This is a genomic window from Herbidospora cretacea, from assembly GCF_001570605.1.
Taxonomy (GTDB): domain Bacteria; phylum Actinomycetota; class Actinomycetes; order Streptosporangiales; family Streptosporangiaceae; genus Herbidospora; species Herbidospora cretacea.
Window position 1 is genome coordinate 16,447 of record NZ_BBXG01000001.1, and the last position, 18,780, is coordinate 35,226.

Here is an 18,780-nt window from a genome sequence, read left to right on the forward strand (position 1 = left end):
GCGGGAATGAGAGGAGGCTGGTCATGCTGCTGCGTCTTCGGGTGTCGCTGCCCGATCGGCCGGGAGTGCTCGGCCAGGTGGCCAGGGCCTTCGGGGTGATGGGGGCCGACATCCTCCAGGTGACCGTGCTCGAACGGGAGGCCGGACGGGCGATCGACGACTTCACGGTGTCGTGGTCGGCGGTGTTCAGCGCCGACGAACTGCGTGAGCGCATCGGCGTCGTGCCCGGCGTCAAGGTCGAGGCGGCCTGGCCGACCCGGGAGGCGCCCGGCGCCAACCCCGACTACGACCTGCTCGGCCACGTCGCCGCCGAACCGGCGCGGGCCGTGCTGACCCTGGTCGACGCGGTGCCCGACCTGGTCAGCGCCGAATGGGCGGTCGCGGTCGACGCCCAGTCGGGCGACGTCGTCCACGGGAGCTGGCAGGCCCCCGAGACCATCCACGCCACCCGCCTCACCGCGCCGCGCGCGACGACCTTCAGCGAGGGCACGCTCCACCTGCTCAGCGTGCCGATCGGCGACCTCCACCTGATCGTGGCGCGGCGGCAGGGCCCCGCCTTCCACCGGGCCGAACAGGACAAGGTCACCCGGCTGGTGAACGTCGTCGCGGTGCTCGCCCACGCCGGGGTGGGCCGTTGACCTACCTTCGGGGCGGGTCGATGCGCGCGCCGGTGTGCGTGAACAGCATCAGCCGCGAGACGTCGACGGCCACCCGGGCGTGCTCGCCCGCGCGCCACGACGGCCGGGCCCCGAGCCGGACGATCAGGTCGGCCCGCCGGTGTGACCCGAGCCCGTTGGGGCCGGGCTGCGGCCCCGACGGCGTCTCGTCGGCCTCGATGTCGGAGTTGAACAGCCGCCGCATCATCGACCGGGCCCTGCTGTGGCCGTTCGCGCCGTTGGCGAGGGCGAACCGGGGGTCGGGCGGCTCGGGCACGTGCACCGACGGGATCCCGGCCTCGACATAGGCCAGCCACTCGTGGCCGTGGTATTCGAGCGTCCGCACCCGGCCCATGAACACCGGGCCCTCCATGCCGTCGGGCATCGGCGCGAGGGCGTCGGGGCGGATGCCGACGATGATCTGGCTGCCGGTGTGCTGTGACACAGCGTAAGCGCGTGGATCGGTCCACGGGATTGTGATCTGGTGCGTTCCGAAGTCCAGCAGGATGTACTGGTTCTGAGGTGTACGCACCGTAGCCGCCAGCAGGTTGAGCTGCTGCGAGCTGAGGAACGCCGCGGTGAACGCGGTCGCCGGGTCGTTGTAGACCTGGGCCGGGGTGCCGATGTCCTGGAGCACGCCCCGGTTCATGATCGCGATCCGGTCGGCCAGGGTGAGGGCCTCGATCTGGTCGTGCGTCACGTACACGGTGGTGACGCCGAGGGCCCGGACGAGGGAGGAGATCTCCATGCGGAGCTCGGTGCGCATGCCGGCGTCGAGGTTCGAGAGGGGTTCGTCCATCAGGAAGAGCTTCGGCTGACGCACTATCGCCCTGCCCATCGCCACCCGCTGGCGCTGGCCACCCGAGAGCGTTCCAGGCCGGCGGTCCAGGGTCTCGTCGATGTGCAGCGCCTTCGACAGCTCCGTGACGCGGTCGCGCACCAGCTGCGGGTCGGCCTTGGCGATCTCCAACGGGAAGGACAGGTTCCCGCGAACGGTCCGGTGGGGATAGAGCGCGCCGTTCTGGAACACCATGGCCACGTCACGGTCGCGGGGCGCCAGATGGTTGGCGATCTTCCCGTCCAGCCACAGGTCGCCGTCGGTGATGTCCTCCAGGCCGGCGATCATGCGGAGCAACGTCGATTTTCCGCAACCCGAAGGGCCCAGTAACACCAGCAACTCGCCGTCCTCGGCGCGCAGGTTCATCCGGTCCACGGCCAGAAATCCGCCTGGGTAGACCTTGGTGACGTTGTCGAGGACGACTTGGCTCATAGGTTCTCGTTCCCTTCCGGGCGCGCAGTGCCCGGAGCCCGCCATCTGGGTGATTGATGAGGTAGTACATCGCGTGGGCACGGTCCATGTCCATACATGTTGTGAAAAATGGGAGGCCCGGGGGTTACGGGGGTGTTGCCGGGACCTGCGATGACCCAATGAAACGGGAGTGCCCCCGTGTTACGGGAGGCCCGAAAACCGGCCTGCCAGCCGGACTCCGCGTCGCCGAGCTTGCGGAACTTCCTGCGGCTTTTCATCACTCTGTCGGGCATCGGCTGACATTTCCCTAAACACCACCATGAAAGCTTCATTTGACTTCCGGGCCTGACAAGGGCGGATCAATGGTGAGCGGCCTGCTTTCCGCAATGCGAAGAACAGGTGAAGTAGCGTTCCTGGCCCGATCGCCGCCCGGCGGTGAGGATACGCGCATGAACAACGCCCGGCTCGCCGACATCGCGGTGCAGGCAGGGGTCAGTGAGGCGACCGTGAGCCGCGTGCTCAACGGCAAGGCGGGGGTCTCCCCGTCCACCCGGCAGGCCGTCCTCACCGCCCTCGACTTCATGGGGTACGAACGCCCGCTCCGATTACGCCAGCGCAGCAACGGCCTGATCGGGCTGGTCACCCCCGAGCTGGACAACCCGGTCTTCCCGGCCTTCGCCCAGGCCGTCGAGAAGGCCCTCGGCCAGCACGGATACACCCCCGTCCTGTGCACCCAGCTCTCCGGCGGCGCGCCCGAGGACGAGTTCACCGAGATGCTCATCGACCGGGGCGTCAGCGGCATCGTCTTCATCTCCGGCCTGCACGCCGACGCGACCGCCCGGATGGACCGCTACACCCGGATGACCGACCGGGGCCTGCCGATCGTCCTCGTCGACGGCTACAACGACACCATCCAGGCGCCCTTCATCTCCCCGGACGACCGCCTGGCCACCCGGCTGGCCGTGCGCCACCTGGTCGACCTCGGCCACGAGCGCATCGGCCTGGCCCTGGGCCAGAAGAGGTTCGTGCCGGCGCTGCGCAAGATCGAGGCCTTCCGCCAGGTCATGACGAAGAACGTCGACGACCTGATCGAACACAGCCTGGCCACCGTCGAGGGCGGCCAGGCGGCGGCCGGCGCCCTGTTCGACCGGGGCTGCACCGCCGTCTTCTGCGCCAGCGACCTGATGGCGCTCGGCGCGATCAGGGCCGCCCGCGAACGCGGGCTGAACGTGCCCGGCCACGTCTCGGTCGTCGGGTTCGACGACTCCCCGCTGATCCCGTTCACCGATCCGCCGCTGACGACCGTGCGCAAGCCCATCCGCGCCATGGCCTCGGCGGCGGTGGAGACCCTGCTGGAGATCGTCGAGGGGGCGCCGTCCAAGAACCTGGAGCTGGTCTTCCAGCCGGAGCTGGTGGTCCGCCGCTCGACCGGCGGCAGACACGGCAAATGAGAACGAAGGGCCCGTGACGTCCTGGGTTCGGTGTCACGGGCCCCCGTTTCCATGTCCGTGGTTCCGGGTTTCGGGCGCGGGCATGGTCGCCGGCTTCGGCCGAGGGAGGATGGCCTGGCCGGCGAAGCTGTCAGCGGAGAGCGGCGGCCTCCGCGGCGAGTTTCTCGATGACGGCGTAGTCACCGGCGGCCAGCGCGTCGGCCGGCGTGAGCCAGGTGCCGCCGACGCAGCCGACGTTGGGCAGCGCGAGGTAGTCGGGCGCGGTCGCCAGGCGGATGCCGCCGGTGGGGCAGAAGCGCACCTCGGGCAGCGGCCCGCCCAGCGCCTTGAGATAGGGGACGCCCCCGGCCGGCTCGGCCGGGAAGAACTTCATCTCGCGCAGGCCGCGTTCGAACAGCTCCATGACCTCGGTCGCCGTCGCCACGCCGGGCAGGAACGGCACTCCGGAGGAGGTCATCGCGTCGATCAGCGCCGCCGGGGAGCCCGGGGAGACCAGGAACCTCGACCCGGCCTCGACCGCGGCCTCGACGTCGGCGGGGCGGCGGACCGTTCCGGCGCCCACGACCGCGCCCTCGACCTCGGCGGCGATCCGGCGGATCGACTCGAGCCCGGCCTCGGTGCGCAGGGTGACCTCGATGACCGGCAGGCCGCCCGCCACGAGGGCGCGGGCCATCGGCACGGCGGTCGCGACGTCGTCGATCACGACGACGGGGACCACGGGGGCGAGGTCGAGGAGGGAACTCATACGTACTCCACACTAGTGGCCCGCTGCTGGAGCCAGGCGGCCGCACCCGTCAGTGCGGGCTGCTCGGCGACGATCAGCGAGGTGGCGATGGCGGTCAGGTAGTCGGAGAGGGCGGGGCCGGTCAGTTCGAACCGGGCCCGGAAGTCGCTGTCGCGGACCCGGTCGACGATCCGGGGCAGCACGCCGCCGCCCAGGTAGACGCCGCCGCGCGCGCCCAGCGTGAGGGCGACGTTGCCGGCGAACCCGCCGAGCAGGGCCAGGAAGACCTCGATCGTCTCGCGGCACACGGCGTCGTCGCCCGCCACGATCTCCGAGGCGCTCTTGCGGGTGGCCTTGATGCCGCGTACGAGAGAAAGACCCCGGTGGAGCCGGGGCAGCCCCGAGCCCGAGAGCAGGTGCTCGGCGTCGACGTAGGGCAGGCCGTCGCCGCGGAGGGCCTTGACGATCTCGAACTCCAGGTCGGTCACCGCCGGGACGGAGACGTGCCCGCCCTCGCCCGGCACCGGCACCCAGCCGTCACCGGCCGGCACCAGCCCGGCCACGCCCAGACCCGTGCCGGGCCCGAGCACCGCCTTCACCATCCCGGCCGAGGGGGAGGGCCCGCCCAGCGGCACCAGGTCGTCGCCCGCCAGGTGGGGCAGCGAGATGGCCAGCGCCTCGAAGTCGTTGAGCACGGCGGCCTGCGGGATGCCCAGGTCGGCGATCGATCCGGACCAGGACCCGTTCGTCAGCGTGTAGCGGTCGCCCTTGACCGGCCCGGCGATGGCCACGCACACGGCCCCCGGCCGCACCCCATCCGCGTGGTCGGCCAGATAGGCCGCGACGGCGTCCGGCAGACCGGGGTGTTCGGCCACGTTGAGGACGGCCACCGCCTCCGGCGCCGCACCCGGCCCGGAGACGATTCCAAAACGTGCGTTGGTGCCGCCGATGTCGGCGACGAGCCAGGGGTAGCTCACTTAGAACCCTCCGAAGATGCTGGCACCGCGTTCTGCGGGTCCAACCGTACGACGGAAGGCGGCAAAAAGCTCGCGTCCGGTTCCCACCCATTTGTCATCCGATTTCGCGGCGCCGTCGGGGGTCCGGCCGTTCAGGTCGGTCAGCGCGTCCAGGGTCCCGGCGGCCGAGTCGAGCCTGATGGGGTCACCGTCCCTGATCAGCGCGATCGCGCCTCCCTTGGCGGCTTCGGGCGACAGGTGGATGGCGGCGGGGACCTTGCCGGACGCGCCCGACATGCGACCGTCTGTGACGATTGCCACCTTCTGTCCACGGTCCAGCAGCACCGCCAGCGGCGGGGTGAGCTTGTGCAGCTCCGGCATGCCGTTGGCGCTCGGGCCCTGGTAGCGGACCACCGCGACGAAGTCCTGCCCGTCGAGATCGCCCTGCTCGAAGGCGCGCAGCAGGTCGAGCTGGTCGTCGAACACCTTCGCGGGCGCCTCGATCACCAGGTGCTCGGGCTTGACCGCCGACACCTTCGAGACGGCCCGGCCGAGGTTGCCGTCGACCATGTGGATGCCGCCGTCGGGCGAGAAAGGTTCATCGGCGGGGCGCAGCACCGACAGGTCGCCGCTGCCCTCGGCCCGCTCGGCCCAGACCAGCTCGCCCTCCTTGAACTCCGGCGCCGACCGGTAGAGGTCCAGCCCCCGCCCGGCCACGGTCAGCACGTCGGAGTGGAGCAGCCCGGCGTCCAGCAGCGTGCCGATGAACACCTGCATGCCGCCCGCGTCCTGGAAGTGGTTCACGTCGGCTTCCCCGTTGGGGTACATCCGGGTCAGCAGCGGGACGACCTTCGACAGCGCCGCCATGTCGTCCCAGGTCAGCGTGATCCCGGCGGCGTTCGCCATGGCGACCAGGTGCATGGTGTGGTTGGTCGACCCGCCCGAGGCCAGCAGCGCGACGACGGCGTTGACGACCGACTTCTCGTCGACGACGTGGCCGATCGGGGTGTACTCGTCGCCGTGGGCGGTCAGCTCCACCACCCGCCGCGCGGCGGCGGCGGTGAGGGCCTGGCGCAGCTCGGTGCGCGGGTTGACGAAGGTCGCACCCGGCAGGTGCAGGCCCATGACCTCCATCAGGAGCTGGTTGGAGTTGGCGGTGCCGTAGAAGGTGCAGGTGCCGGGGGAGTGGTAGCTGCGCGCCTCGGCGTCGAGCATCTCGGCGCGGTCGATCTTGCCCTCGGCGAACGCCTGGCGGGCCCGCGCCTTGGTCTTGTTCGGCAGGCCCGAGCGCATCGGCCCGGCCGGCACGAAGATCGCGGGCAGGTGGCCGAACCGCAGCGCCCCGATGAACAGGCCGGGCACGATCTTGTCGCAGACCCCCAGCAGCAGCGAGGCGTCGAACATGTCGTGGGAGAGGGCGATGGCCGTCGACATCGCGATCACGTCGCGGCTGTAGAGAGACAGCTCCATGCCCGCCCGGCCCTGGGTCACCCCGTCGCACATGGCCGGCACGCCCCCGGCGACCTGCGCGACACCCCCGGCCGCGCGCACCGCCTTCTTCAGCTCCGGCGGGTAGCTCTCGTACGGCTGGTGCGCCGACAGCATGTCGTTGTACGACGTCACGATCGCCACGCCCGGCCGCGTGGCGGCCCGGAGCAGCGGCTTGTCGTCCTCGGCGGCGGCGAACCCGTGGGCCAGGTTGGCGCAGCCCAGGTGGCCCCGTGCGGGCCCCCGTCGGCGCAGCTCGGCCGCGTCGGCGTCCACACGGGAAAGGTAGGCGGTGCGGGACTCCCGGCTGCGCTCGACGATGCGGTGGGTGACCTCGGCTACGGCCGGGTGTGTCATAACGTCCCCTCCTCAATACGGACAAGCAGGACATTAGCTTGAACTTTGGGTATTCATCAAGCTGACTTTTGTAACTTAGAATGAATAAGTAGGTGAACTTCGGTCAACCCCTATGCTTGAGGCGATGCCACGTATGTCACGGATTGCCACCACCGGTGAGGTGCTCCAGCTCGTCCGCAGCGGCGAGGCCACGACCCGGGCCGAGATCGGCCGGGTCACCGCCCTGTCGCGTCCCGCGGTCACCCATCGCGTCAACGAGCTGCTGCAACGCGGCCTGATCGTGGAGGACGCCGAGGGCCCGTCGACCGGCGGCCGGCCCCCGGTGCGGCTGCGGTTCAACGCCGCCGGAGGCGTCGTGGCGGTGGCGTCCCTGGGCGCCAGCCGCACCCAGATCGCCCTGTGCGACCTGGCCGGCGATGTGATCGAACGCACAGACCTGGTGATCGACGTCGAGGAGGGCCCCGACGCGGTGCTCGGCCTCGTCATGGACACGTGGGAGAAGCTGCTCGGCGACCGCGGCCCGGTCGTCGGCGTCGGCCTGGGCGTGCCCGCCACCGTCGAGTACGCCCGGGGCCGCACCGAGTCGGCCCGCGTGATGGCGTCGTGGACCGGCGTGGAGATCCCGCCGCTGATCGCCGCCCGCTTCCCGGTCCCGGTCCTGGTCGACAACGACGTCAACGTGATCGCGATGGGCGAGCACCGGGGCGTCTACCCCGGCGAGCGCGACCTGCTGTTCGTGAAGGTCTCCACTCGCATCGGGGCCGGGGTCGTCTCCAGCGGGAGCGTCATGCGCGGCGCGCTCGGCGCGGCCGGCGAAATCGGCCACATCCCGGTCCGCGACGGCGGCGGCGTCCTGTGCCGCTGCGGCAACCTCGACTGCGTCGACTCGGTCGCCAGCGGCACCGCCATCCTGGGCGAACTGCGGAGCCGGGGCCGCGACGTGCTCTCCCTCGCCGACGTGACCGCCCTGGTCCGCGCCGGCGACGCCGAGACGATGGCCGTCGTCCGCCAGGCCGGCCGGTGGCTCGGCGAGGTCATCGCGAGCGCCGTCAACCTGCTCAACCCGTCGGTCGTCGTCCTGGGCGGCGACGTGGCCGAGATGTTCCAGCCCCTCGTCTCCGGCGTCCGCGAGGTCGTCTACCAGCGCTCCACCCAGCTGGCGACCCGCAGCCTCAAGATCGAGCGCAGCCGCCTGGGCCCCGGAGCGGGCATCACCGGCTGCGCGCTGCTGGTCATCGACCGCATCCTGGACCCGGACGCGATCTGACGGCGACCTGTTCTTGATCAGGGCGAGTGAGAATCCGAGCATGAAACGCTTACTGATCACCGCCCTGGTGGCGGTCGTCGTCTTACCCGTGACCCCGGCCGAGGCCGCCGCCGATCCGGTGGCCATGGTGAAGAAGCAGGTGGGCGCCGGGCGGGGGGTGGCGTTCGTCGACACCACCTCGCTCGTGACCTCGGTCACCGAGAAGTTCGTCGTGCGCAAGGGCCGGCTTCAGTTCGGGCGCGGGGGACGGGTCGCCGCCTCCGACATCGGCGTGGAGCTGTTCGGGCCGGTGCCCGACCGCAATCCGGAGATCCTGACGCCCGGCCGGGCCATCATGATCGGGACGACGACCTACACCAAGGGGCTCGGCTTCGCGGTGCCCGCCGGGAAGACGTGGTTCGTCGAGAAGAAGGGCGGCACGCCCAGCGGGAGCTCCACGATCTTCGGCCAGCTCGTCAACCCCGGTGAGCCGGCGACGCTCAAGGCGCTGCTCGGCCGCGCCAAGCGGTCGGGTCGCGTGTACACCGGGACGATCGACCTGTCCGAACTGCACGCCGTCTCGCCCTGGTTCCGCCTGTCCGCCAGCCGGAGCGTGTTCCTGTCCGGGGCGCACCTGCGCTTCGCGCTCACGCTCGACGCCCGCTCTCTCCCCAAGCGCCTGGTGACGGACCTCAACGGGGGATACCTCTACCACAGCCACGACTGGGACCGAGTGGACATCCACACCGTCACCACGTACTCCGCCTGGGGGAAGAAGGTCTCGATCAAGGCGCCCCCGGCGGCCACGGTCTCCAACGTCCTGTCCAAGGAGTGACGCCACCCGTCAGTGGGCGCAGACCAGGCAGGCCAGGGCTTGTTCCAGGGCCTCCGGGGTCGCGGCCGGGGACGGCCACGGCAGTCTGACCAGGCGGTCGCGGCCCGCGCGGACGGTGGCGCCGTAGCGGTCGAGCTCCCACAGCCAGGCGTCCGGGGCGGGCTCGCCCGTCAGCTTCTCGACGGCCGCGACCAGTTGGGCGCGGTGGGCACTGTTGACGTGGTGGAGCATGCGTTCGGCCTGGTCGAGCAGCGGGTCGGGGTCGGCGTCGAGGTAGTCGTCGGAGTCCAGGACGCCTGACTCGGTGCCGGTCAGGTAGACGACGTCGGCCACGTCGACGCGGAGCAGCCGGGGGGCTCGGCCGGTGTTCTCGATGACGGCGAACAGGTCCTCGTCGGGGCAGCGTTCGGCGATGGCGATCGCCGTCTCGCGCACCTCGTGGCCGGGGACCGTGGAGGCCCAGCCGCGGATCTTCAGCATGCCCCGGGCGCGCTCGGTCTCGCCCAGGCTGCGGGTGGCGACCAGGTCGACGGTGACGGCCAGGTCGTCGCGGCAGCCGTACAGGACCTCGCCGGGTTTGACCAGCAGGACCGGGCGGCCCTGGGCGTCGACGCCGCCGCGCGCCGGGAGCGCCTTGAGCTCGGAACCGGCCACCGCGACGTGCGTCGGGGCGGCCGTGGCGGCCAGCGTCCGGACGCGTTCGGCGATCGGGGGAGCCGAGACGGGCTGGGTCATCGTGACTCTCCTTCTGGTCTGTTAAGGTAAGGCTTACCTTAATAAGGGTTACCTAACCACAGAGGAGTGCGCGTGCGCTACACGGGTCCGAAGGTGCGGTTGTCTCGGCGGGCGGGCGTCCCGCTGACCCGCAAGGCCGTGAAGTACTTCGAGGCGCGGCCCTACCCGCCCGGGGAGCACGGCCGGAAGACCAACCGCCGCAACGTCGGCGACTACGGCATGCGGCTGATGGAGAAGCAGAAGCTCCGCTGGTACTACGACGTGTCCGAGCGCCAGCTCCGCCGCTACTGGGACCTGGCCGTGCGCCGCCCCGGCCGCTCGGGCGAGGAACTGCTGGCCATCCTGGAGACCCGCCTCGCCTCGGTCGTCATGCGCTCCGGCCTGGCCGCCTCGATCTACGCGGCCCGCCAGTACGTCAACCACGGCCACATCACCGTCGACGGCCGCAAGGTCGACATCCCCAGCTACCTCGTGAAGCCCGGCCAGGTCATCGGCGTGCGCGGCAGGTCACGCCAGATGCAGCCGTTCGTGGCCGCCGCCGAGGGGACCTACGCCGACGACCGCCCGGCCGCCTACCTGTCGGTCGACCTGAAGGAGCTCACGGTCACGCTGGTGTCGGCCCCGACGCGCGAGCAGATCGCCGTCCCCGTCGACGAGCAACTCGTCGTGGAGCACTACTCTCGTTAGCCTTTGGCGAGCGTGCAAGCTGGGGAGACGGCTACCTGATTCCCTTCTGGGGCGTCATCGGGCCGTCGCCTGGGGCCTTCTGCGGGCGGGGGTCAGGTAGGGTCTTCGGTGATCTCGATGACGTGAAGCGGGTTCTCCAGGGCCCTCGACGGCCCTTTCCACTTCTCGGCGTTGACGGTCAGGATGGGGCAGACGCTCGCGTCGGCGATGGCGGCCACGTGCGCGTCCCAGGGATCCAGGCCGGTCGCGGCGATGACGCGGGCGAGAATAAACGCCTGCTCAACGTTTTGGAGCGGCGCGACCGTGACCACGTCCAGGTTGGCCACTCCGGCAAGGAGGTCCTCGGCGTCGGCGCTGTGGTGCAGCGTCGTCCCGACCCCTGCCAGGGCCAGAGCGGGGACGACGAGCGGCTGCCCACGGTCGTCACTGCGTTGCAGGAGGGTGATGAGCTCGGTCTCGCCTCGGGCGACCTCATCCAGGACGCTGAGGTCCAGGATCAGGGGGGTGGGGACGTGGGTCACGCGGCACCGGCGGTCGGGAAGCCGTGTTCGCGCATCTGCCGGTCGACTGAGGCCATCATCCGGTCGACCTTCTCCAGGATGTCCGGGTTGGCGGCGGCCTCGTCGAGCTTGTCCTGCCACGCCTTGGACGCTCGCAGGTCGCGGGCGTGGAGTGAGGCCAGCGCCGCCGAGACGACCGCGCTGACCGACGCGGCGCGGCCGGTCTGGACCATGCGTTCGGCAAAGGCGTTCAGGGCCGGGTCCACCGTGACGGTGATCCGCTTCTTCGTTTCACTCATACAAAAATCATACGGTTGGTGATCGCCTGCCACCAGCAGTTCCCGCACAATCGGCACTGCCGTTGGATCTGGAGTCGCCAGATCCAACGGTTGTATCGCCTGTGGGATGCTCGAATCGGATGTTCCAGACTCTTTCGTCATCCAGGTCCACCACGAGAATGCCCTGTCCGATCTACCCAGAGCGTGCTGTCGCTGGGGCAGAGTGCAGGCGCAGTGCTCTCGTTAGCCTTTGGCCGGGGATCGCCGTATTTCCCAGGGTCCCCGGGCATTCGTACGATCGCGATTACGCTCGCCTGCTGTTCCTGTTCCGCTTCCCCCGGGGGCAAAAACGGTGCGTGAGCGTGTCCGGTACATCATCGAGTCCAAGCGGTTCCAGCAGGCGATCATCGCCGTCATCCTGCTCAACTCGGCCACCCTCGGCGTGGAGACCTCCGCCGACGCGATGGCCCGCTACGGCGACCTGCTCCACCTCATCGACCGCGTCTCCCTGGTCATCTTCGTCGTGGAACTGGCCGCGCGGCTCTACGTCCAGCGCGGCCGGTTCCCCCGCGACCCGTGGAACGTCTTCGACTCCATCGTCGTGGCGGTCTCGCTCATGCCGGCGGCGGGCGGCCTGACCGTGCTCCGGTCGCTGCGGGTGCTGCGGGCGCTCCGGCTCGTCTCGGCCGTGCCGAGCCTGCGCCGGGTGGTGTCCGCGCTGCTCACCGCCGTTCCCGGCGTCGCCTCGATCGCGGCCCTGCTGGGCCTGGTCCTGTACGTCGCCGCGGTGATGGGCACCCGCATGTACGGCCACGTCGCCCCCGACTACTTCGGGAACCTCCAGACGTCGCTGTTCACCCTGTTCCAGATCATGACCGGCGACGGCTGGTCCGACATCACCCGCCAGGTCATGACGGTCTACCCGTCGGCCTGGATCTTCTTCGTCTGCTTCGTGCTGATCTGCACGTTCGTCGTGGTGAACCTGTTCATCGCGGTCGTGGTGAGCGCGATGGACGAGGAGGAGGTCGAGGTCAGCGAGCGGATCCTGGCCGAGCTGGCCGAGCTCAGGGAAGAGGTCAGGTCGCTCCGCGAGCCAGCAGGCGCCCCGTGATCTGGGGGAACCAGACCTGCCATCCGGCGACGGCGAGCAGGCCCAGCACCAGACCCCAGCCGGGCAGCGGCAGCAGGCCCAGCACGACCGGGCCGGCCACGGCGGGCAGCGTCCAGCCGAGCAGCCAGCCGACCGGAGGCCGCGCCGCCGCCGCGATGATCCCCGACGTGAGGAAGTAGACGATCGTCCCGCCGCAGAGGGTCCACCTCACCGCCTCCTCCAGGTGGCCCTCCGGATGGGCGACCAGTGCCCCGAGCCCCGCCGCGATGGCCGCGATCCCGGCGGTCATCGCGAAGTGGCCGGGCAGCGTGATCCGGGGCTTCATGTTGTGGACGGGGGTGGCCGAGGCCCCGTAGCGGAGGGTCAGCCACCAGAAGCAGACCAGCAGCCCGAAGCCCGCCATGGCCGACACGATCAGCGGCCGGGTCCACTCGATCTCCGAGGTGGACACCACCACCTGCATCACCGCCTCGCCGAGCACGATGATGACGAACAGGCCGAGCCGCTCGGCGAGGTGACGCTCGTTGAGCCGCGCCGGTTCCGGCAGCGTGAACGGCCTCCTGACCCGCCCGCGCGTCGCCGACCGCTGCCGGTGCTCCTCGAAGCGCCGGTTCATCCGGTTGAGCCGCTCCTCGCTGTCGCCGCTGCGCAGGAACGAGATGACCAGGTCGAGCGCGATGCCGATGCCCCACAGCCAATAGCGGGTGGGCGGGTGGTGCGCCCAGATCGAGATCACCCAGGGCGCCAGCCCGGCGCCGTTCTGCGCCGCGGGCCAGCCGCCGAAGAACGTGTTGGTGGAGCCCCAGGTCGAGGTGGCCAGGAGGCGGCAGTAGACGTAGGCGATGGCGAACGCGGTGCCGTGCGCCCCCGTGGCCTCCGGCACGCTCGCCGCCATGACCGCGATCCCGAACATCGCCGCGAGCATGGCCCGCTGACGGGTCTTCTCGCCCGCGACGTTGGCGTAGAGCGTGAAGGAGGTCCAGACGCTCCAGATGGCGTAGTAGAGGCCCAGGAACAGCAGCACCCGTTGCGGGTCGAGCGGGTGTTCGGGCGTGGGATGCAGGATGTGGGCCAGCTGCGCGACGGCCACCACGATGATCAGATCGAAGAACAGCTCAAGCCAGCTGGCGTGCCGCTCACCGGATTCCACCTCAGACACGGACAGGAATGTACGCGTGAGACCCGAGATGTCCTAACCGATGCCCAGGAGCCTCAGCTGCCTCGCGAGGGGTTCCGCGCCCCGGCGGTTGTCGATCTCCACGTGGGGCACCACCGGCGGCTCGTCGACCTTGATCGCCCGCAGGTAGCCGTCGAAGGCGGCCAGCTTGCCGCGGTCGCGCTCCAGGCCCCGGGCGACGATCCGTTCGCGCAGGGTGGCGGCGTCGGACCGCACCCAGAGCAGCCGGATGTCGCCGCCGCCGAGCTCCTCGGCCCACTCGTCCCACCGGGTCTTGCTGTGGACCTGGCTGGTGAAGGGGCCGCTCAGCAGCACGGGCGTGCCGTGGCGCCGGATCTCCCGTGCGGTGGCGGTCATACCGTCGTATTCGTACCTCTTTATATGGACGTCGTACCAGGGTCCCTCGCGCTCGCCCTCGTCACGCCCGGCGGCGGCCAGGATGCCGCTCACCATGCCGCCGTACATCGTGTCCTTGTCGAGCAGCGCCGGGACCGGATCGAGGCGGGCCAGCAGGGCCTCGCACAGGGTGGTCTTGCCGGACCCCGGGGGGCCCGCCACGATCCAGCAGGTCATCGATCGTTCCTCGGCGGCCCCATCGGCTCGATCTTCGGGTCGGCCCAGGGGCCGCCCATCGCCTCAGGGGTGGCGGTCAGCCGGTTGGCGGCCATGGCGCTCACCCGCAGGCCGAACAGGCCGTGGTCGGGATCGATCGCGACCAGGCCGTAGCCGGCGTCGACTTCCTCGTTCTTCAGCCGCAGTTCGCGCAGCGCCATGTCCATGGTGGCGCCGCGCGGCAGCCGTACCGTGATCAGTACCATCAGACCATCACTCCGCTCGCCCTCGCCCGCAGGGCCTCGACGATGCCGGGCACGTTCACGACTCCGTATCCGTAGTCGTAGTCATACCCCAGCACACCGCGATCATCGGCACTTCTCATCAGCAAAGTGCGCAAATGGGATGGTGACAGGACCGTGGACGGCACCCGCGACCGGATCGCCGCCACGACCCCGGCCGCGACCGGGCAGGCCGCGCTGGTGCCCGAGTCGGGCTCGCCCGGCCCGAAGGCCCCCGACCCGGCGAAATGGGTGTAGGCCGCCAGGTCGGGCTTCATCTCGGCCAGCCGCCCGGGGCCCTGGGAGGAGTAGCCGACCCGCTCGCCGGTGACGTCGACCCCGGCCACCGACAGCACCGAGGGGTGGGAGTTGGCGCCGGAGATCGGCCGGTCGGGGTAGGCGCAGCGGCCGTCGGGGCACTCCCGGCCGCAGTTCCCGGCGGCGAACAGGATGTCCGCCCCGGCGGCGGCCAGCGAGCCGACGATCAGGTTGAACGGGTGGGCGGCGTTGTCGGAGTAGTTGCCGGGGTGGCCGGGCGGGAAGTCCCACTCGGGGGAGAAGGAGCCCCAGGAGTTGGTCACCACCAGGGCCCGGGACTCGGCGGGCTGGGCGTCGAGGACGGTCCGCAGGTGGGCGAAGGCGGCCATCGCGTCGGACAGCAGGCCGTCGAGCGCCGATCCGCCGGGACGGCGGGACAGCAGCACCGGGATGTCGATCACCGACGCCTTCGGGGCGGCGATCAGCGCGTCGAACGCGCACATCGAGCCGTGGTCGACGTCGTAGGCGCCCGGCCGCCCGGAGACGCCGTCGGGCTTCCAGCTCCGCTCCCGGTCGAGGACGAAGTCGCGGCCCAGGGCCGCCGTCACATGGCGCTGGTTCACCCCGGTGTCGGTGACGGCCAGGGCGACCCCCGAGCCGTCGTACCCCTCGGCGTGGAGCCTCTCGACGGCGAGCAGCCGCTCCACGTCGCGCCAGTCGCCGACGGGACCGTCGCCGCCGCAGGTCAGCGAGGTCTGGATCACCGGGTCGGCGAACACGCCGACCACCCCGGCCCGGCCCGGCAGCAGGGCCAGCCGCGTCGACACCTCGTCGTCGGCGATCTCGCCCCGGACCAGCACCGACGCGTCACGGGGCGCCATCGAGAAGATCAGCGGCTGGTTCAGCGACAGCGGGTCGCCGCCCGCGCGGGCCGGGATCGGCCGGGGCACCGCGACCGGGGTGAAGGCAGGGTCGAGCAGCACGCCGGGGAGCCCGTTGACGACATCGCCGGCCGTGGCGGTCACGGCCGGGTCGGCGACCGCCGCGACCACGTCGGGGGAGAGGCGGAGCTGGACGAGCACGCGCATGGGGCAGGTTCCATCCGGTGAGGGGAGTCGACGCCCCTTAATCTCGCGTACGGCCGCCACCGGGTCCACCCTACGAACACCGGCCAATCCCCTCCGTAACCGCCGAAACCAGGGGCGCGGTACGACGATCTAACTTCCCGGCCTGTGCAGCACGACGAAGCCGTCCGCGCTGAAGACGATCCGGTATCCGTCGGCCTGGCGGGCCGACACCGCCCGTCCCTGGTCGGCGGCGCTCCGCCACGGATAGGTCCACTGCGAGAGGTCGGCCACCACCCAGGGCGCGCTCCGGGACCCCGGCTCCCAGAGCAGCACGGTCGTCCGGTGGGTCATCATCGGCCCGATGTGGTTGGCCGCCTCGACCACCGCGCCGTCGGGGACCCGGCCCATGGCCTCGTGGGCCGCCGCGGCGCGCGGGTACCTGTCGTAGAAGCCGGGGTCGGCGAGCTGGTCGAAGGCGAAGCGGGGGATCTGGGTGACCGCGACGGCCGCCACCGCGACCGCCCACGTGGTCATCGCGGCGCCGCTCGCCGGGACGCGCCTCAGCAGGCGCGCGGCGCTGTCGGCCCCGGCGCAGAAGACGATCACCACGACGAAGGCGTTGTAGTGGTGGTCCCACGACCACCAGAGGCTGTAGTCGGAGACGAGCCGCTCCAGCACCATCGGGGCCGCCGCGAGGATCAGCGGGGAGAACAGGCACAGGAACAGGGTCAGCCAGCAGAGCAGCACCAGCGTGTCGATCTTCATGGCGTCGCCGAACACCAGGTGGAGGGTGTGGAGAGGGTCGCGGACCAGCGTCCACAGCGCCGCCGGGAGCGAGTCGCCCAGGTGGTCGTAGCGCCAGTGGTTGTCGTCGGAGCCGCCCGCCAGCGGGATCAGCACCCCCCGGACCAGCGCGAGCCCGCCGATCCCCGCCGCCGCGACGATCGCGCCGTCGAGCCGGCGGCGCGACAGGGCCAGCGCGGCCCCGAAGCCGATCAGCATGAGGCCCATGTCCTCCTTGACGAGGAGCAGCCCGCACGCCGCCAGGTAGGCGGGCAGCCGCCGGCCCGCGTCGAAGCGCTCGATCATGACCGCGCTCAGCAACGGCACGAACATGACCTCGTGGACGTCGAAGTTGACCGCCTGCGCCACCGGCCACGACACCGCGTAGGCGCCGGCGACGAGATAGGCGGCGGCCACCCCGAGCCTCCTGCGCGCGAACAGCCACAGGGAGGGGATCGCCGCGGCGAACAGGACCGCCTGGCAGACGATCAGGGTGCGCGGCCCGTCGGCGATCCAGTAGAAGGGCGAGAGCAGCGCGTAGACGGGGGAGAAGTGGTCGGCCAGTTGCAGGGTCTCCGGCCCGAGGCCCTTGGACACCCCGACCGAGGGCGTGTACGGCGCCCCGAACGACGCGTAGCCCCGCACCGCCTGGTCGACGATCACCATGTCGAAGGTGGTCGCCCGGAAGGTCGCGAACCGCACCAGTCCCAACACCGCGTAGACCACCGCCGCCACCCAGGCCATCGACCCGACCCCGAGCCGGTGGGTGGTCAGATGGCGGGTGAGCGGGAGGAACACCCTCACATCGTCCCAGAGCCCGGACAGGAAAAAGCCCGTCCGCCTGGCCTCCGGGTGGCACATCCCCGTGGCGCCGAGGTCGGCGAGTTCGGCGCCACGAAGAACCGGAAGGCCAGGCGGACGGGAGTCCTGGGGTGTCCTAGGCCAGCGTGCTGAGAGTGGTGGGTGGTATCTCCACGGTTGTCGGGTTGGCCAGGACACGGTCGACCACGACCCCGGCCGCGCCGCGCGAGGCGGCGCCGAAGCCCAGGTCGGAGGCGACGAAGGTGCAGCGGGCGACGGAGCCGGTGACCCCGAGGCGGGCGAGCTCCGCCTGGGCGCGCGGGAGGATGTGCCCTTCCAGCCGCGCGAAGAAGCCGCCGACGACGATGACCCGGGGGTTGAAGAGCCGGACGAGGGTGGCCGAGCCGCGGCCCAGCCAGCGGCCGACCTCCGCCAGGGCGTGGTCGACCTGGGGGTCGCCCTGCGCCAGACGGCGTTCGATCTCGCTCAGGCGCTCCTCGGGGTCGCGGACGATGCCGTCACGCACCCCGTAGGCGTGGTCGGGGGTGACCATGCGGACCAGCGCGGCCAGGCCGACCTTGGTCTCCCAGCAGCCGATCCGGCCGCAGCCGCACCGCTCGCCGGAGGAGTCGACCATGACGTGGCCCACTTCGCCGGCGAAGCCGTCGGCGCCGCCGAGGAGGCGACCGCCGGCGATGATGCCGCCGCCGACGCCGACCTCACCGGTCAGGTAGACCATGTCGGCCGAGCCGGAGGCCACGCCGTTGGTGAACTCGGCCAGCGCCGCCAGGTTGGCGTCGTTGGCGACGGTGACCGGGACGCCGGGGGCGACCTCCCAGAGGCGCTCGGCGACCGGGACGCCGTACCAGCCGAGGTTGGGGGCGACGTGGACGACGCCGTTGGTGCCGTCTATGAGGCCGGGCACCGCGACCGTTATCCCGGCGACGCGGACGCCGAGCATGTGGAGCTCGGCTATCGCGTCGCGGGCGACCCGGGCCAGCTCGTCGAGCGAGGCCTCGGGCTCGCAGCCCATCGCGTCGAAGCCGACGCGCCGGTCCACCAGGACGCGGCCCGCCAGGTCGGTGGCGAAGGCGGCGATGTAGTCGACGTTGATCTCCAGCCCGAGGGCGCCGACCCCGGCGCCGTCGAGGGCCAGCGCCAGGCCGGGGCGGCCGACGGAGCCGGCGTACTGGGGGCCCATCTCGCGGATCAGGCCGCGCGCTCGTAATTCGCCGACGAGGCTGGTGACGGTGGCCTTGTTCAGTCCGGTCTCGGCGGCCACCGCGGAGCGCGACCGGGGGCCGTGCTCCTTCAGGTGGCGCAGCACGAGCGACAGGTTCGACCGGCGGATCATGGTCTGGTCCACGGGAACGCCGGTGGAGCCGTTCCTGCCGAGGGCGGGGCCAGAAGTCAGTCGCACGTCTTGCACCCCGTCGTTCCGCTCGTGACCGTTCGTCTCGAATTAATTTGCATGCCTTGCCGAATTAAATGTCCCTGACGGGTGTGCCACAAGTGTCGAACCGCTTCGCCTTGCATTACAGTTTCGTAACGTGGAACACTCGCCCGGTCGGTGGTAACCGAGGGCTGT

At 71.0% G+C, this 18,780-nt stretch carries 19 protein-coding genes; 6 read left to right on the forward strand and 13 right to left on the reverse strand.

Annotation, left to right across the window (positions count from 1 at the left end):
• The first annotated feature begins 23 nt into the window (after positions 1 to 23).
• Entirely contained in the window at positions 24 to 638 is a 615-nt protein-coding gene (locus AW270_RS00035; RefSeq protein ID WP_061288779.1) for an ACT domain-containing protein, read from the forward strand.
• 1 nt (position 639) lies between these two features.
• Here the strand turns inward: AW270_RS00035 and AW270_RS00040 are convergent, their stop codons facing one another.
• A complete protein-coding gene (locus tag AW270_RS00040; RefSeq protein ID WP_061288782.1) occupies positions 640 to 1,926 on the reverse strand; it encodes an ABC transporter ATP-binding protein in 1,287 nt (428 codons plus the stop codon).
• Positions 1,927 to 2,354: 428 nt separating this feature from the next.
• Here AW270_RS00040 and AW270_RS00045 point away from each other — a divergent pair, with 428 nt between their 5' ends.
• Entirely contained in the window at positions 2,355 to 3,356 is a 1,002-nt protein-coding gene (locus tag AW270_RS00045) for a LacI family DNA-binding transcriptional regulator (RefSeq protein ID WP_061288783.1), read from the forward strand.
• Positions 3,357 to 3,486: 130 nt separating this feature from the next.
• On the opposite strand, the gene eda is transcribed toward AW270_RS00045, so the two are convergent.
• From eda to edd, 3 genes are read right to left on the reverse strand one after another with little or no spacing between them, the layout of a single operon-like run.
• The gene (eda, locus tag AW270_RS00050) at positions 3,487 to 4,101 is read right to left on the reverse strand and encodes a bifunctional 4-hydroxy-2-oxoglutarate aldolase/2-dehydro-3-deoxy-phosphogluconate aldolase (protein ID WP_061288785.1); all 615 of its coding nucleotides are present in this window, start codon (positions 4,099 to 4,101) and stop codon (positions 3,487 to 3,489) included.
• A complete protein-coding gene (locus AW270_RS00055) occupies positions 4,098 to 5,057 on the reverse strand; it encodes a glucokinase (RefSeq protein ID WP_061288787.1) in 960 nt (319 codons plus the stop codon). Before AW270_RS00055 ends, eda begins: the two co-directional genes overlap by 4 nt.
• Complete coding sequence (gene edd / locus AW270_RS00060; protein ID WP_061288790.1) at positions 5,058 to 6,881, reverse strand: phosphogluconate dehydratase; 1,824 nt, start codon at positions 6,879 to 6,881, stop codon at positions 5,058 to 5,060.
• 133 nt (positions 6,882 to 7,014) lie between these two features.
• Here edd and AW270_RS00065 point away from each other — a divergent pair, with 133 nt between their 5' ends.
• Positions 7,015 to 8,148, forward strand: a complete 1,134-nt coding sequence (locus AW270_RS00065) for an ROK family transcriptional regulator (protein WP_157521619.1) — start codon at positions 7,015 to 7,017, stop codon at positions 8,146 to 8,148.
• Between the two features lie 40 nt (positions 8,149 to 8,188).
• Entirely contained in the window at positions 8,189 to 8,962 is a 774-nt protein-coding gene (locus AW270_RS00070) for a hypothetical protein (RefSeq protein WP_061288796.1), read from the forward strand.
• Between the two features lie 9 nt (positions 8,963 to 8,971).
• Here AW270_RS00070 and AW270_RS00075 read toward each other — a convergent pair whose 3' ends face one another.
• Positions 8,972 to 9,697, reverse strand: coding sequence for a DUF2470 domain-containing protein (locus AW270_RS00075; RefSeq protein WP_061288799.1), 726 nt, complete (start codon positions 9,695 to 9,697; stop codon positions 8,972 to 8,974).
• A gap of 72 nt (positions 9,698 to 9,769) precedes the next feature.
• Here AW270_RS00075 and rpsD point away from each other — a divergent pair, with 72 nt between their 5' ends.
• Positions 9,770 to 10,384, forward strand: a complete 615-nt coding sequence (gene rpsD, locus AW270_RS00080) for a 30S ribosomal protein S4 (RefSeq protein WP_061288802.1) — start codon at positions 9,770 to 9,772, stop codon at positions 10,382 to 10,384.
• 92 nt (positions 10,385 to 10,476) lie between these two features.
• Here the strand turns inward: rpsD and AW270_RS00085 are convergent, their stop codons facing one another.
• Entirely contained in the window at positions 10,477 to 10,905 is a 429-nt protein-coding gene (locus AW270_RS00085; RefSeq protein WP_061288805.1) for a PIN domain-containing protein, read from the reverse strand.
• Positions 10,902 to 11,183 carry a hypothetical protein gene (locus AW270_RS00090; RefSeq protein WP_061288808.1) on the reverse strand — a complete coding sequence of 94 codons (282 nt, stop codon included), beginning with the start codon at positions 11,181 to 11,183 and terminating at the stop codon, positions 10,902 to 10,904. The genes AW270_RS00085 and AW270_RS00090 overlap by 4 nt, the downstream gene beginning before the upstream one ends.
• A 331-nt stretch (positions 11,184 to 11,514) precedes the next feature.
• Between AW270_RS00090 and AW270_RS00095 the strand changes: the two genes are divergently transcribed.
• Positions 11,515 to 12,273, forward strand: a complete 759-nt coding sequence (locus tag AW270_RS00095) for an ion transporter (protein WP_061288809.1) — start codon at positions 11,515 to 11,517, stop codon at positions 12,271 to 12,273.
• Here the strand turns inward: AW270_RS00095 and AW270_RS00100 are convergent.
• The 6 genes from AW270_RS00100 to AW270_RS00125 all read right to left on the reverse strand — a co-directional run bounded on the left by AW270_RS00100 (position 12,239) and on the right by AW270_RS00125 (position 18,612).
• Positions 12,239 to 13,432, reverse strand: coding sequence for a low temperature requirement protein A (locus tag AW270_RS00100; protein ID WP_061288810.1), 1,194 nt, complete (start codon positions 13,430 to 13,432; stop codon positions 12,239 to 12,241). The genes AW270_RS00095 and AW270_RS00100 overlap by 35 nt on opposite strands.
• A 33-nt stretch (positions 13,433 to 13,465) precedes the next feature.
• Positions 13,466 to 14,023, reverse strand: coding sequence for a P-loop nucleotide/nucleoside kinase family protein (locus tag AW270_RS00105; RefSeq protein WP_061288812.1), 558 nt, complete (start codon positions 14,021 to 14,023; stop codon positions 13,466 to 13,468).
• Positions 14,020 to 14,268: a hypothetical protein gene (locus AW270_RS00110; RefSeq protein ID WP_061288813.1), complete on the reverse strand. Its 249-nt coding sequence runs from the start codon at positions 14,266 to 14,268 to the stop codon at positions 14,020 to 14,022. The genes AW270_RS00105 and AW270_RS00110 overlap by 4 nt, the downstream gene beginning before the upstream one ends.
• Positions 14,268 to 15,629, reverse strand: a complete 1,362-nt coding sequence (locus tag AW270_RS00115) for a S8 family peptidase (RefSeq protein WP_061288816.1) — start codon at positions 15,627 to 15,629, stop codon at positions 14,268 to 14,270. The genes AW270_RS00110 and AW270_RS00115 overlap by 1 nt, the downstream gene beginning before the upstream one ends.
• A 129-nt stretch (positions 15,630 to 15,758) precedes the next feature.
• Positions 15,759 to 17,189, reverse strand: a complete 1,431-nt coding sequence (locus AW270_RS00120; protein WP_245674498.1) for a DUF2079 domain-containing protein — start codon at positions 17,187 to 17,189, stop codon at positions 15,759 to 15,761.
• Between the two features lie 139 nt (positions 17,190 to 17,328).
• Positions 17,329 to 18,612, reverse strand: a complete 1,284-nt coding sequence (locus AW270_RS00125; RefSeq protein ID WP_245674499.1) for an ROK family transcriptional regulator — start codon at positions 18,610 to 18,612, stop codon at positions 17,329 to 17,331.
• Positions 18,613 to 18,780: the final 168 nt, after the last annotated feature.